The organism is Cronobacter turicensis (assembly GCF_041222865.1).
Taxonomy (GTDB): Bacteria; Pseudomonadota; Gammaproteobacteria; order Enterobacterales; family Enterobacteriaceae; genus Cronobacter; species Cronobacter turicensis.
In genome coordinates this window covers 3,245,350-3,259,692 of the sequence record NZ_CP165997.1, presented here as the reverse complement: position 1 = coordinate 3,259,692, position 14,343 = coordinate 3,245,350, and the positions used below count along the sequence as shown (strand labels likewise).

Genomic DNA, 14,343 nt, shown 5'->3' with positions numbered 1-14,343 from the left:
CCGAAAGAGAGGGACAAACGATGGCGCGACTGGCCGCTTTTGATATGGATGGCACACTGCTGATGCCTGACCATCAGCTTGGCGAAACCACACAGATGGCATTGCGCCGTCTGCATCAACGCGGCATAACGCTGGCGTTCGCGACGGGTCGTCACCTGCTGGAAATGCGGCAGATGCTGCAAAAAATCGCGCTGGAGGCGTTCCTCATTACCGGCAACGGTACGCGCATTCATGCGCCGTCGGGCGAACGGCTGTTTGCTGAAGATTTATCGCCGCAGGTAGCGGAAGCCGTACTGCACGGACACTGGAATACCCCGGCCAGTCTGCATGTGTTTAACGACAGCGGCTGGCTGACGGATACTGACGACCTGGCGTTACTTGAGGCGCACGCGTGGAGCGGCTTTCGCTATCAACTGACTGACCTGAAGCGTTTGCCCGTCCATCAGGTGACAAAAATCTGCTTTGTCGCCGATCACGACGCGCTGTGTGAACTGCGCGTTCAGCTTTGCGAGGCGCTCGGTTCGCAGGCGCATATTTGCTTTTCGGCGCTCGACTGTCTGGAAGTGTTGCCGCCCGGGTGCAACAAAGGCGCGGCGTTGCAGGCGCTGAGCCTGCATCTTGGCATCACGATGGCGGATTGTATGGCGTTTGGCGATGCGATGAACGATCGCGAAATGTTATCGCTGGCAGGGAAGGGGCTGATTATGGGTAACGCTATGCCGCAGCTTATTGCGGAACTTCCCCATCTGCCGGTTATCGGGCACTGCAGCAAACAGGCGGTCGCCCACTATTTGACACATTGGCTGGACCATCCGCATCAAGAATACTCCCCCGAGTGATGTGGCCTTCCGGCAAGCCGGGGTTACCCCCGGCTTTTTTTATTTGCCAGCGCTTATTGTGACGGTCAGCTTCATTAACGAGTAGTTGAAAAGATCCGGCGGCATGGTGTCCGGGTTATAGAGATCGCCTGCGAAGCAGTAGACCTCCATGATGCCGCCCCGTTTACCCAGTTCCAGCGCCTGCTGGAAGATATACGGCAGATTTTCATCATAGGTCACCGGCACATTCGCGTTATTGTTCAGCACGCGGCCTTCAATGGTTTGCTCTTTAAACGTGACGTTAATTGTCTCACCCGGCGCAATAGCTTTTTTGCCCGCTTTGGTCTGCACAAAGAACAGCGATTTATTACGCTTCAGTAGCTTTTTCTGGGCCGTGACTTTCTCAAGATTGTCGATACCCGTCTGATACTTCTTCTCTTCGCGACTGGAAAGCTCTTTCAGCATCGATTCATGCAATGACAGCAATGCTTTCGGCTCAATGGCGACCTTTTGCGCCAGGCCATCTTTGATCCCCGCCAGCAGGATTGGAAGATTGGTTTTGATACCCAGATCCGCCATCTGGTCCATGCTTTTTTGCACCAGCCTTGAAAACATAACGCCATTCGCGTAGGACTGTTTATTCGCCTTATCTTTAAGCGTCGCGGCGCTCACTTCCGGTGCGGTTTTACTGGCGGTCAGCGTCTGCGCCTGCGCTGCCGCGTCGGCTTTCAGTTTCTCTGTCTGCGCCAGTAAGTCGGCTTTCTCTTTTTCGGCCTGCGCTTTTTGCGCCGCAGTGTCGGCGTTCAGGCTTGCCAGTTTACCGTTAAGCTCTTCATTCGCGCGTTTAAGCGCTTCAAGCTCAGCCTGCGCTTTTTGCTGGCTGGTAGCGGAAGCCGTCGACAGCGCTTTTACGGATTGTGATTCTTCTTTCAGCGCGGCCAGCGCGTTATCCGACTGCTGCAAACGGCTCTCTTTGTCCGCCAGCGCTTGTTTCAGCGTGGCGATATCCGTCTGCGCCGTAGCAAGCTGCTTATTGAGCATTTCTTTCGCTGCGGCTAACTGCGCCGCCTGCTGCAGCTGGCTCTGTAGCGCTTTTTCTTTGTCGCTCTGACTGCCTTTCACGCTGGCAAGCTTCGTTGCAAGGGACGTGGCTTTCTCCTGCGTGCTGGCGGCAAGTGTTGTCGAGGCGTTAAGTTTTTCCGTAAGCGTGGCTATTTGCGCTTTAAGTGCGGCTTCTGCCGCCTGGTTTTTTTGCAGCAATGCGGTTTGCTCCGCCTGCGCTTTTTGTAATTTTTCTTTCTCTTCTTTGCTGAGCGTGCTGGTTTTAAGCAGCATGCTGTTCTGCGCTGCCAGCGACGCTTTATCCTGCTCCAACTGCGCGAGCTGTTTATTCAGCGCATCGACACTCTTCTCGTTCTGCGCCGCAAGCGCCGCTTTCTCCTGCTCCAGCTGTGCAAGCTGTTTTTCCAGCGCGCTCTGGCTCTGGGTGTGCTCTGCGCCTGCCTTTTTGAGCGCGGCGAGCTCGGTGGTGCGTTTATCGAGTTCCGCCTGAAGCGTCTGCGCTTTGTTATTCAGCGCATCGACGATCTTCTCGTTCTGCGCCGCAAGCGCCGCTTTCTCCTGCTCCAGCTGTGCGAGCTGTTTTTGCAGCGCGCTCTGGCTCTGGGTGTGCTCTGCGCCTGCCTTTTTAAGCGCGGTGAGCTCGGCGGTGCGTTTATCGAGTTCCGCCTGAAGCGTCTGCGCTTTGCTATTCAGCGCATCGACACTCTTCTCGTTCTGCGCCGCAAGCGCCGCTTTCTCCTGCTCCAGCTGTGCGAGCTGTTTTTGCAGCGCGCTCTGGCTCTGGGTGTGCTCTGCGCCTGCCTTTTTGAGCGCGGCGAGCTCGGTGGTGCGTTTATCGAGTTCCGCCTGAAGCGTCTGCGCTTTGCTATTCAGCGCATCGACACTCTTCTCGTTCTGCGCCGCAAGCGCCGCTTTCTCCTGCTCCAGCTGTGCGAGCTGTTTTTGCAGCGCGCTCTGGCTCTGGGTGTGCTCTGCGCCTGCCTTTTTAAGCGCGGCGAGCTCGGCGGTGCGTTTATCGAGTTCCGTCTGAAGCGTCTGCGCTTTGCTATTCAGCGCATCGACGTCATGTGCGTTTTGTGCCGTAAGCGCCGCTTTTTCGCGCTCCAGCTGTGCAAGCTGTTTTTCCAGCGCGCTCTGGCTCTGGGTGTGCTCTGCGCCTGCCTTTTTAAGCGCGGCGAGCTCGGTGGTGCGTTTATCGAGTTCCGCCTGAAGCGTCTGCGCTTTGCTATTCAGCGCATCGACGTCATGTGCGTTTTGTGCCGTAAGCGCCGCTTTTTCGCGCTCCAGCTGCGCGAGCTGTTTTTCCAGCGCGCTCTGGCTCTGGGTGTGCTCTGCGCCTGCCTTTTTAAGCGCGGTGAGCTCGGCGGTGCGTTTATCGAGTTCCGTCTGAAGCGTCTGCGCTTTGCTATTCAGCGCACCGACGCTCTTCTCGTTCTGCGCCGCAAGCGCCGCTTTCTCCTGCTCCAGCTGCGCAAGCTGTTTTTGCAATGCGCTTTCGCTTTGCGCGCGTTTATCGCCAGTGGTTTTTAGCGCCACCAGTTCATCGGCGCGCTTATTCAGCTCATTGCGTAGCGCCTGCATATCACGATTAAAACGCGCGCTGTCCTGCGCATCGCGTTCTGCGATGGCAGCCTTTTCCGTTTCAAGACGCGCTATCTGCTTTTGCAGTGTGCTTTCGCTTGCGGAGTGGCCCGCGCTCGCTTTTTTCAGCTGCGCAAGCTCTGTGGTTTTACTGGCAAGCGCGGCCTGAAGTTCCGCGGCTTTTTGCTCCAGCACTTCGATGCGTGCGGCCTGTTGTGTGCTGGTCGCGCCCTGTTCGCGCTGTGCGCTCTGCTGGCTGCGGGTGAGACGCTCGTTCTCTTTCGCAAGCGCGCTGTTGTCTTTCAGCAACTGCGCGTTTTGCGCCTGGAGGTCGCCAGGCGCGCTGAGACTTTTCTTCTCCTGCTCCGCCGCTTTCAGCTGTTTTTTCAGGCGGGCGATCTCTTGCTGAAGATCGTTGATTTGCGCGCGCGACGCCGACGGCGTTTGCGCGCGCCGGGTGGGTTCCGGGAAGTCTATCTGCTTCACTTCAATCTGCTGAATTGACGACAGAAAATCATTACCCTGAGCGGCAGCGCTATTTTGCGCAGCCCAGGACGACTGCCCGCTCAGTGCGAGCGCCAGCAAAGCGGCGAGCGCGGTGAGGCGGCTTTTTATTCTTCCCTTCATCCCATCACCTCTCATTTAGCCAGCCCTGCGCCTTTTTTCAGTTCGGCCAGCAGAGACTGCGAAATCGTATTGCAGGCGTCATTAACACGGAACTGATACAGCGGCGTAATGGTATCCACCATAATATTGGACAGATCGTTACTGATAGAGGCGTAATATTGCGTCGCTTTAATGCTGCGATATAGCGTGTCTATCTGCTCGCGATATTTTTCACGATTAATATCCGAGAGGTGTTTAGTTTCAGCGAGGCAGCGCTCAAGACGCGATTTAGTATCGTTACTCACCGGCGCAAGCTGATTCATGGATTCAACCGGCGTCGGCGAAGGTTGCGCGGAGACGCTTGCCGCCTGCGGCGCGGTGCTTTTCACCGGTGCGCTTTTAGGCGCGGTGGTGCAGGCGCTTAAAGACATCATCATCGCAGCCATATAAATGCTTTTGTTATTGAACATATTATCTCTTATCTGTCTGATTACAGGATGCCAGCTATCCCTGCGCAATCTGGCCGGGATGACCCGAAATGTGTCCAGTAATAGACTGACTAACCGCGAGAAGCGCGCGGCGTTATGCCAGCATACCGGGAGAAAGAATGCTGATTTTATACAGAGTTGATGAAGATAGATTTTAATAAATTCTTAAAAGTGATTGGTTTATTTCTTAAGAAAATAATAAATGATGTTTCATTTGATTTATTGATGGATGAGAAGGCAGAGCGGCAGCTTAGTGGTTAATTTTTATGATGGCTTTTTTTTACATTTGGGAAACTAATATAAACGAGCGGGTTTTCCAGAAACAGATTATCTAAAAAAAGCGGCGCATCAGCGCCGCTCGTGTCCCGCCAGTCCTTCGCTTAACGCAAAAGTTCATGGATAGCGGCGCGCCGGGGCGAGATATCGCCAATGGTGGCCGCCACCCATTCCGGGTTGTGATAGGTTTCCAGATACCGCTCGCCGCTGTCGCACAGCAGCGTGACGATAGCGCCGCTGCGGCCTTCCTCACGCATTCGCGCCGCCAGTTGTAGCGCGCCCCACATATTGGTGCCGGTGGAGGCGCCCACTTTGCGGCCCAGCAGCTCGCTCAGCCACTGCATCGCCGCCACGCTCGCCGCGTCTGGCACCTGTAACATCTCGTCTATCACATCGGGAATAAAAGAGGGCTCGACGCGCGGGCGGCCAATCCCCTCGATGCGGCTGCCGACGCTGCTTTTCAGCCCGCCGTCGCGCTGCTGCCAGTAATCGTAAAAGACCGAGTTTTCAGGGTCGACCACCATCAGGCGCGTCTCGTGTCCCTGATAGCGCAGGTAGCGGCCAATGGTGGCGGACGTGCCGCCAGTGCCGGCGCTCATCACAATATAATCGGGCACCGGGTGCGGCTCGTTGCTCATCTGGCGGAAAATACTGTCGGCGATATTGTTATTGCCGCGCCAGTCGGTCGCGCGCTCGGCGAAGGTAAACTGATCCATATAGCGGCCGCGCAGCTCGCGGGCGAGTACTTCCGACGCCTCGTAAATTTCGCAGGCGCTCTGCACGAAATGGCAGCGACCGCCGTAAAATTCAATCTGCTCCACTTTGCGCCGCGCGGTGCAGGCGGGCATCACGGCGATAAACGGCAGGCCCAGCATGCGAGCGAACCAGGCTTCCGAAACCGCGGTGGACCCGGATGACGCCTCGATAACCGGCGTGCCTTCGCGGATCCAGCCGTTGCTCAGGCCGTATAAAAACAGCGAGCGCGCCAGACGGTGCTTCAGGCTGCCGGTAGGGTGCGTGCTTTCGTCTTTCAGATAGAACCAGATTCCCGGAAACGCGGGCAGGGTAAAGCGGATCAAATGGGTATCCGCAGAACGCCGGGCGTCGGCGTGGATCTCATTAATGGCGTGGTGAACCCAGGTGCTGGACATGATTCGTTCCGGTTTATCAATTTGTGCCCAGCGTAAAGCATCTGACAGGAAAATAAGTTGCCTTTTAGCCTGTCAGTTGCTGGTATGGGAGAAAAATTTTCTACAGGAATCGGTAATGTTAGATAAAATTGATTGCAGGCTGCTGGCGCTGCTTCAGGAGGACGCGACGCTTTCTTTGCAGGCGCTCGCCGATGCCGTTAATCTGACGACAACGCCTTGCTGGAAGCGGCTTCGGCGGCTCGAAGATGACGGCTATATTATTAAGCGTGTCGCGCTGCTCGACCCGGAAAAACTCGGCCTCGGCCTCACCGCCTTTATGCTGATTAAAACGCAGCATCACAGCAGCGACTGGTACAGTCAGTTTGTCGCGGTGGTTGAAGAGATGCCGGAAGTGCTCGGTTTCTGGCGCATGGCGGGCGAATACGACTACCTTATGCGGGTACAGGTAGCCGATATGAAAAGCTATGACGACTTTTATAAACGTCTGGTTAACCGGGTGCCGGGGCTGTCAGATGTCACTTCGAGCTTCGCCATGGAGCAGATAAAATACACCACGGCCCTGCCGCTTAAGCGCTGAACCGTCTGGCTCGCCACGACATCCGCGCTTTATCATCAGACCAATCAGGAATTTCGCGTGCGATTATTTGCTCAGTTAAGCTGGTATTTTAGCCGGGAGTGGCGTCGCTACCTCGGCGCGGTTGCCCTGCTTATTGTTATCGCCATTTTGCAACTGGTGCCGCCAAAAGTGGTGGGCTACGTTGTCGATGGCGTCACCCAACACCACTACACCACGCGCCAGGTGCTGCTGTGGGTGGGCCTGCTGGTGGTGATTGCGATTGTTGTCTATCTGCTGCGCTACGTCTGGCGCGTACTGCTCTTTGGCGCGTCCTATCAACTGGCCGTCGAACTCAGACGCGATTTCTACCGTCAGCTCAGCCGCCAGCATCCGGAGTTCTATCTGCGTCACCGCACGGGCGATTTGATGGCGCGCGCCACCAACGACGTGGACCGCGTGGTCTTCGCCGCGGGCGAGGGCGTACTGACGCTGGTCGATTCGCTGGTCATGGGCTGCGCGGTGCTGGTCATCATGTGTACCCAGATTAGCTGGCAGCTCACGCTACTGGCGCTGTTGCCGATGCCGGTGATGGCGATTGTCATCAAGCGTTACGGCGATCAATTGCACAACCGATTTAAAGCCGCGCAGGCGGCGTTCTCGTCGCTCAACGACAGAACCCAGGAGAGCCTGACCAGCATCCGCATGATCAAGGCGTTCGGCCTGGAAGACAGGCAGTCGACGCTATTTTCTGAAGACGCGCGCGATACCGGCGTGAAAAACCTGCGCGTGGCGCGCGTGGACGCCCGTTTCGACCCGACGATTTATATCGCGATTGGCATGGCGAACCTGCTGGCCATCGGCGGCGGCAGCTGGATGGTGATGAACGGTACGCTGACGCTCGGCCAGCTCACCAGCTTTATGATGTACCTTGGCCTGATGATTTGGCCGATGCTGGCGCTGGCGTGGATGTTTAACATTGTCGAGCGCGGCAGCGCGGCATACAGCCGCATTCGCGCGCTGCTGGCGGAGGCGCCGGTGGTGGAAGATGGCCAGGCGTCGCTGCCCGCCGGGCGCGGCGTGCTGAAAGTCGCTATCCGTGAATTCCGCTACCCGCATGCCGCCCGCGCCACTTTGCATAATGTGCAATTCACGCTGAAACACGGCCAGATGCTGGGACTGTGCGGCCCGACAGGCGCCGGGAAAACCAGCGTGCTGTCGCTTATTCAGCGCCATTTCGATCTCGACCAGGGGGAGATAACGTTTCATGACGTCTCGCTCGCGCGCGTGCATCTGGATGACTGGCGAGGGCGGCTTGCGGTCGTCAACCAGACGCCGTTCTTATTCTCTGATACGGTCGGCAGCAATATCGCGCTGGGCAAGCCTGACGCCACGCAGGAAGAGATAGAACAGGCGGCGAAACTCGCCTGCGTGCATGACGATATTCTGCGTCTTCCGCAGGGGTATGACACCCAGGTCGGCGAGCGCGGCGTCATGCTCTCCGGCGGCCAGAAGCAGCGTATCTCCATTGCCCGCGCGCTGCTGCTGGAGGCCGAAATCCTGGTGCTGGACGACGCGCTTTCCGCGGTCGATGGCCGCACCGAACACCAGATACTGCATAACCTGCGCCAGTGGGGCGAAAACCGCACGGTAATCATCAGCGCGCACCGGCTCTCGGCGCTGACCGAAGCCAGCGAAATTCTGGTGCTGCAACACGGCCAGGTGGCGCAGCGCGGGCGGCACGAGGCGCTCGCGCTTCAGCCGGGCTGGTATCGGGATATGTATCGCTATCAGCAGCTCGAAGCGGCGCTGGACGACGCGCCGGAAGAGAACGACGAGGAGGCGCTGAATGCGTAATACCGTAAAGAGCTGGTCGACGCTGAAACGTCTGCTGGCGTATGGCTCGCCGTGGCGTAAACCGCTCGGCGGCGCGGTGCTGATGCTCTGGGTCGCGGCGGCGGCGGAAGTGACCGGGCCTGCGCTCATCAGCTATTTCATCGATAATCTGGTAGCGAAAAACCAGCTGCCGCTGGGGCTGGTGGCCGGGCTGGCGTTCGCCTATGTGCTGCTGCAAATCCTCGCCGCCGGGCTGCATTACTGGCAGGCGCTGCTGTTTAACCAGACGGCGGTAGGCGTGGTGCAGCAGCTGCGCACTGATGTAATGGACGCCGCGCTGCGCCAGCCGCTCAGCGCGTTCGATACCCAGCCGGTGGGGCAGCTGATTTCGCGCGTCACTAACGATACCGAAGTGATCCGCGATCTCTATGTCACGGTGGTGGCGACGGTGCTGCGCAGCGCCGCGCTGATCGGCGCGATGCTGGTGGCGATGTTCAGCCTCGACTGGCGCATGGCGCTGGTGGCCATCACCATCTTCCCGGCGGTGCTTATCGTGATGACGATTTATCAGCGCTACAGCACGCCGATTGTGCGCCGGGTGCGGACTTATCTGGCGGATATTAACGACGGCTTTAATGAAGTCATCAGCGGGATGAATGTTATTCAGCAGTTTCGCCAGCAGACCCGTTTTGGCGAGCGCATGAACGCCGCCAGCCATTCACACTATCTGGCGCGCATGCAGACGCTGCGCCTGGACGGCTTTCTGCTGCGCCCGTTGCTGAGCCTCTTTTCAGCGCTGGTGCTGTGCGGGCTGCTGATGCTGTTCGGCTTCACCGCCGCCGGGACGATTCAGGTGGGCGTGCTCTACGCATTTATCAGCTATCTGGGTCGTCTTAACGAGCCGTTGATCGAGCTCACCACCCAGCAGTCGATTTTGCAACAGGCGCTGGTGGCGGGCGAACGCGTATTCGAGCTGATGGACAGGCCGCGCCAGGACTACGGCCATGATGAGCGCCCGCTGGCGAGCGGGGCGATTGAGGTGGATAACGTCTCTTTCGCCTATCGCGACGATCAGCTGGTGCTGAAAGACATTTCGCTCTCGGTGCCGTCACGTCACTTTGTGGCGCTGGTCGGGCATACCGGCAGCGGCAAAAGCACGCTGGCGAGTCTGCTGATGGGCTACTACCCGCTCACGTCGGGCGAAATCCGCCTCGATGGCCGTCCGCTTGCCTCGCTCAGCCATGGCGTGCTGCGCAAAGGCGTGGCGATGGTGCAGCAGGATCCTGTCGTGCTTGCCGATTCTTTCTTCGCGAACGTTACGCTCGGGCGCGACATCGACGAAGCGCGGGTATGGGCGGTGCTGGAAACGGTACAACTCGCCGAACTGGCGCGCGGGATGAGCGACGGCATTCATACTCGTCTCGGCGAGCAGGGCAACAATCTCTCCGTCGGGCAGAAGCAGCTGCTGGCGCTGGCGCGCGTGCTGGTGGACGCGCCGCAGATCCTGATCCTCGACGAAGCGACTGCGAACATCGATTCCGGTACCGAACAGGCGATTCAGCACGCGCTGGCGGCTATCCGTCCGCATACGACGCTGGTGGTTATCGCGCACCGTCTCTCGACTATCGTGGAGGCGGACACCATTCTGGTGCTGCATCGCGGGCAGGCGGTGGAGCGGGGCAGTCATCAGGCGTTGCTTGCGGCGCGCGGACGCTACTGGCAGATGTATCAGCTCCAGCTTGCCGGCGAAGAGTTACAGGCTGCGGCGAAAGAGGAACCGCTCAGCGCCTGACGCACCAAAATTACGCGTTCTGCTAACACGCATCCTTTGTGGTGCAAAAATGTAACGCACCATGCACCGGCATGGTGCGTTTTTGCTTTTATTCCCCGTAACACGCCGTTTAACGACGCCTTCCTCCTGCGGTTTGTGCTGCCGCCGCCCGCGTTTCTATTCCTGGCACGCCGCTTGCTTTACCTGTTTATCGTCGCTGCCGAATTACCCATTTCTGACTGGAGGGGATCTATGAAGCTGGTTACCGTGGTAATCAAACCGTTCAAACTGGAAGACGTGCGTGAAGCACTCTCCACCATTGGCATTCAGGGGCTTACCGTCACCGAGGTGAAAGGGTTCGGGCGCCAGAAAGGCCATGCCGAGCTTTACCGCGGCGCCGAATACAGTGTGAACTTCCTGCCTAAAGTAAAAATCGACGTGGCGATCGCAGACGATCAACTGGATGAGGTTATCGAGGTGGTCAGCAAGGCCGCGTGGACCGGTAAAATTGGCGACGGCAAAATTTTTGTCGCCGAACTGCAACGCGTGATTCGTATTCGTACCGGCGAAGCCGACGAAGCGGCTCTCTGATTTCTGGCCAACCGTTACAGGAATGCACAAGATGAAACACACAGCCTTTAAATCGGGTTTCGGCCTGCTTGCTTTATTGCCGGGCATTGCCCTGGCGGCGCCCGCAGTAGCGGATAAAGCCGATAACGCCTTTATGATGATCTGCACCGCGCTGGTGCTGTTTATGACGATCCCCGGCCTCGCGCTCTTTTACGGCGGTCTTATTCGCGCGAAAAACGTGCTCTCGATGCTGACGCAGATTTCCGTCGCGTTCGCGCTGGTTTGCGTGCTGTGGGTGGTGTATGGCTACTCGCTGGCGTTCGGCAGCGGCGGCAGCTTCTTTGGCAACGTCGACTGGCTGCTGCTGAAGGGCATCAAAATTACCGACCTGATGGGCAGCTTCTATCAGTACATTCACGTCGCGTTCCAGGGCTCCTTCGCCTGTATCACCGTAGGGCTTATCGTCGGCGCGCTGGCGGAACGCATCCGCTTCTCGGCGGTAGTGATTTTCGTGGCGGTGTGGCTCACCTTCTCCTATGTGCCGATTGCCCATATGGTCTGGGGCGGCGGTCTGCTGGCGTCTCACGGCGCGCTGGATTTCGCAGGCGGCACCGTAGTACACATTAACGCCGCTGTGGCGGGCCTGGTGGGCGCGTATCTGGTCGGCAAACGCGTCGGGTTTGGCAAAGAAGCGTTTAAACCGCATAACCTGCCGATGGTCTTTACCGGCACCGCGATCCTTTACTTCGGCTGGTTCGGCTTTAACGCTGGCTCCGCCAGCGCGGCCAACGAAATCGCGGGCCTGGCGTTTGTGAACACCGTTGTCGCGACGGCGGCGGCCATTCTTGCCTGGGTCTTTGGCGAATGGGCGCTGCGCGGTAAGCCATCGCTGCTGGGCGCCTGCTCCGGCGCCATTGCCGGTCTGGTGGGCGTGACGCCTGCGTGCGGCTACATCGGCGTTGGCGGCTCGCTTATCGTGGGTATCGCGGCGGGTCTGGCAGGCTTGTGGGGCGTGACCATGCTGAAACGCTGGCTGCGCGTTGACGACCCGTGCGACGTGTTCGGCGTGCATGGCGTCTGCGGCATCGTGGGCTGCATCCTGACCGGTATCTTCGCCTCCACGTCGCTCGGCGGCGTGGGTTTCGCCGAGGGTGTGACGATGGGCCATCAGGTGCTGGTGCAGCTTGAGAGTATTGCGATTACCGTAGTGTGGTCCGGCGTGGTGGCGTTTATCGCTTACAAAGCCGCGGATTTGACAGTTGGCCTGCGCGTTTCCGAAGAGCAGGAGCGCGAAGGGCTGGACGTCAACAGCCACGGCGAGAATGCCTACAACGCCTGATAGTTGGGTTATCTCCAGAGCACAAAAACCTCCCGCATGCGGGAGGTTTTTTTATGGGGAGAGGTGGGGTTAATGTAAAAAGGCGGGTGCGCTTACCCGCGTTTTCTCATCACGCCTTCCTGCACGGTCGAGGCGACCAGCACGCCATCCTGCGTATAAAACTCGCCGCGCACAAAACCACGGGCGCTGGAGGCGGAGGTGCTCTCCACGCTGTAAAGCAGCCATTCGTTCATATCGAACGGACGGTGGAACCACATCGAGTGATCGATCGTCGCCACCTGCATTCCCGGCTCCAGGAAGCCAACGCCGTGCGGTTGCAGCGCCACCACCAGAAAATTGAAGTCCGATGCGTAACCGAGCAGCGACTGGTGCACGCGCACCTCATCCGGCATCTGCCCGTTGGCGCGCATCCATACCTGACGCTCCGGTTTCGCCGTATGGCCTTTCAGCGGGTTGTGAAACTCCACCGGGCGGATCTCCAGCGGCTTATCGCACAGGAATTTGTCCTTCACCTGCGGCGGGAGAAGATGCGCCAGCGAGCGGGCGATTTCAGTTTCCGATTTCAGCCCGTCAGGCGCAGGCGCGGGCGGCATGATTTTCTGATGCTCGAAGCCGCCTTCCGGCGCCTGGAATGAGGCGGTCATATAGAAAATCGGCTTTCCGTTCTGGATGGCCGCCACGCGCCGGGCGCTAAAACTATTGCCGTCGCGCAGGACTTCCACGTCATAGACGATGGGTTTCTGGCTGTCGCCGGGGCGCAGGAAATAGCTGTGAAACGAGTGGACGAGACGATCTTCCGGTACCGTCGCTTTGGCGGCATACAGCGCCTGTCCGACGACCTGTCCGCCGAACACCTGCCGTAATCCGAGATCTTCGCTTTGGCCGCGAAAAAGCCCTTCTTCGATTTTTTCCAGATTTAATAACGCGAGTAAATTGCTCAGCGCCTGACTCATAAAGGGTCCTCTGCTACCGGGGAATGCACAGCTGTGCGAATAATATATTCCGATTATAACGCAGAAAGAGAACTGGTCAGAGGGGTTCAATAATCTTAATAGCGCCCCGTTTCCAGGCGAAAATTAGTGATATGTGCCACACTTAGCCCGACAAACATGTTGTGACAGCTCACGCTGGTGAGTGCCAGGCGCTTACTGGTGGAATGAAAATAAGGAGAACGCCATGAAACTCGTGCACATGTTAAGTGGTTTAGCCGTTGCCGTTGCTCTGGCTGGTTGCGCGCAGGATAAAAGTGCCGATATCGCTGTTCCAGCCCCGAACCCGAATACCTCCGGCGTCGCGACGAAGCCGGTCATTAAACAGCCGAACGTTTCCGGGACCGTATGGATCCGCCAGAAAGTGGCCCTGCCGCCGGATGCCGCGCTGACCGTAACGCTCTCGGACGCCACCCAGGCAAATGCGCCGTCGAAAGTACTGGCGCAGAAAGTCGTGCGTACCGAAGGCAAACAGGCGCCGTTCAGCTTCGTGCTGCCGTTTAACCCGTCTGACATTCAGCCGAATGCCCGCATTCTGCTGAGTGCGGCCATCACGGTTGACAATAAACTGGTGTTTATCACCGACCGCGTGCAGCCTGCGGTGAACCAGGGCGGTACCAAAATCGACCTGACGCTGGTGCCGGTGCAGCAGACCGCCGTGCCGGTACAGGCTGGCGGCGGCGCGGTAACGACCGTACCGTCAACCTCGCCGACGCAGGTTACGCCGTCCTCCGCCGTTCCGGCCCCGACGACGTACTAAGCCCGCTTAAGCGCCTCTTCGGAGGCGCTTTTCAGTAGCGCCACCCGTAGCGCGCCAGATTGATTTCTCCTTTCCCCGAGACCTGAACGCCCTCCGCGAGCAACGCCTGACGCTGGCGCTGTAAATCCGGCCCGGTCAGCGAAATCTCCCCGCGACGATTCACCACCCGATGCCACGGCAATTTGCTGCCTTCCGGCAGACGCTTCAGCACGCCGCCCACCTGCCGGGCCGCCCGTGGCGAGCCCGCCAGCCGCGCCACCTCGCCATACGTCGTGACGCAGCCTTCCGGAATGGCGGCGACAATCTGGTAAACGCGCTGCGGGAAGGTGTCTTGATTGTCCATGGGGGCTCCTTGATGTGAGGCGTTAAGCATAAGAAAGCATGAGGGAGGGGCGCAACTGTGTCATGTTTTTTTATCATCCACTTAAATATTAATTATTTAATTATCAGTTAGTTATATAATTAAGGCGCAGCGAAATACGTTTGCGCTCACAGTACGATTCCGGAGTGCGTCGCAGAATAAGCGAAATGCATCAACGGGCT

General features: G+C 58.2%; 12 protein-coding genes. 7 read left to right on the top strand and 5 right to left on the bottom strand.

Translation table 11 applies throughout. The features are described 5' to 3' along the window. The first annotated feature begins 20 nt into the window (after positions 1–20). Positions 21–839: an HMP-PP phosphatase gene (gene cof / locus AB8W27_RS15650; protein WP_041923267.1), complete on the top strand. Its 819-nt coding sequence runs from the start codon at positions 21–23 to the stop codon at positions 837–839. A gap of 39 nt (positions 840–878) precedes the next feature. On the opposite strand, the gene AB8W27_RS15645 is transcribed toward cof, so the two are convergent. The 3 genes from AB8W27_RS15645 to AB8W27_RS15635 form a co-directional block, all read right to left on the bottom strand. Next, a complete protein-coding gene (locus AB8W27_RS15645) occupies positions 879–4,088 on the bottom strand; it encodes a hypothetical protein (protein ID WP_369832980.1) in 3,210 nt (1,069 codons plus the stop codon). Positions 4,089–4,099: 11 nt separating this feature from the next. Next, positions 4,100–4,537, bottom strand: coding sequence for a hypothetical protein (locus tag AB8W27_RS15640; RefSeq protein WP_012815551.1), 438 nt, complete (start codon positions 4,535–4,537; stop codon positions 4,100–4,102). 398 nt (positions 4,538–4,935) lie between these two features. Beyond that, entirely contained in the window at positions 4,936–5,982 is a 1,047-nt protein-coding gene (locus AB8W27_RS15635) for a PLP-dependent cysteine synthase family protein (RefSeq protein ID WP_012815553.1), read from the bottom strand. A 115-nt stretch (positions 5,983–6,097) separates the two neighbouring features. Between AB8W27_RS15635 and AB8W27_RS15630 the strand changes: the two genes are divergently transcribed. The 5 genes from AB8W27_RS15630 (at position 6,098) to amtB (ending at position 12,051) form a co-directional block, all read left to right on the top strand. Further along, positions 6,098–6,559 (top strand): Lrp/AsnC family transcriptional regulator, encoded by a 462-nt coding sequence (locus tag AB8W27_RS15630; protein ID WP_004387554.1) that lies wholly within the window; start codon positions 6,098–6,100, stop codon positions 6,557–6,559. A gap of 57 nt (positions 6,560–6,616) precedes the next feature. Continuing rightward, a complete protein-coding gene (locus tag AB8W27_RS15625) occupies positions 6,617–8,392 on the top strand; it encodes a SmdA family multidrug ABC transporter permease/ATP-binding protein (RefSeq protein WP_012815555.1) in 1,776 nt (591 codons plus the stop codon). Further along, positions 8,385–10,163, top strand: a complete 1,779-nt coding sequence (locus AB8W27_RS15620; protein ID WP_012815556.1) for a SmdB family multidrug efflux ABC transporter permease/ATP-binding protein — start codon at positions 8,385–8,387, stop codon at positions 10,161–10,163. The genes AB8W27_RS15625 and AB8W27_RS15620 overlap by 8 nt, the downstream gene beginning before the upstream one ends. Before the next feature lie 231 nt (positions 10,164–10,394). Further along, positions 10,395–10,733 carry a P-II family nitrogen regulator gene (glnK, locus tag AB8W27_RS15615; RefSeq protein ID WP_004387552.1) on the top strand — a complete coding sequence of 113 codons (339 nt, stop codon included), beginning with the start codon at positions 10,395–10,397 and terminating at the stop codon, positions 10,731–10,733. 31 nt (positions 10,734–10,764) lie between these two features. Continuing rightward, positions 10,765–12,051, top strand: a complete 1,287-nt coding sequence (amtB, locus tag AB8W27_RS15610; protein ID WP_041923268.1) for an ammonium transporter AmtB — start codon at positions 10,765–10,767, stop codon at positions 12,049–12,051. Between the two features lie 92 nt (positions 12,052–12,143). On the opposite strand, the gene tesB is transcribed toward amtB, so the two are convergent. Further along, entirely contained in the window at positions 12,144–13,004 is an 861-nt protein-coding gene (tesB, locus tag AB8W27_RS15605) for an acyl-CoA thioesterase II (RefSeq protein ID WP_012815558.1), read from the bottom strand. A 223-nt stretch (positions 13,005–13,227) separates the two neighbouring features. Between tesB and AB8W27_RS15600 the strand changes: the two genes are divergently transcribed. After that, positions 13,228–13,800: a YbaY family lipoprotein gene (locus AB8W27_RS15600; RefSeq protein ID WP_007766812.1), complete on the top strand. Its 573-nt coding sequence runs from the start codon at positions 13,228–13,230 to the stop codon at positions 13,798–13,800. 31 nt (positions 13,801–13,831) lie between these two features. Here AB8W27_RS15600 and AB8W27_RS15595 read toward each other — a convergent pair whose 3' ends face one another. Then, complete coding sequence (locus AB8W27_RS15595) at positions 13,832–14,143, bottom strand: MGMT family protein (RefSeq protein WP_012815560.1); 312 nt, start codon at positions 14,141–14,143, stop codon at positions 13,832–13,834. Between the last annotated feature and the right edge of the window lie 200 nt (positions 14,144–14,343).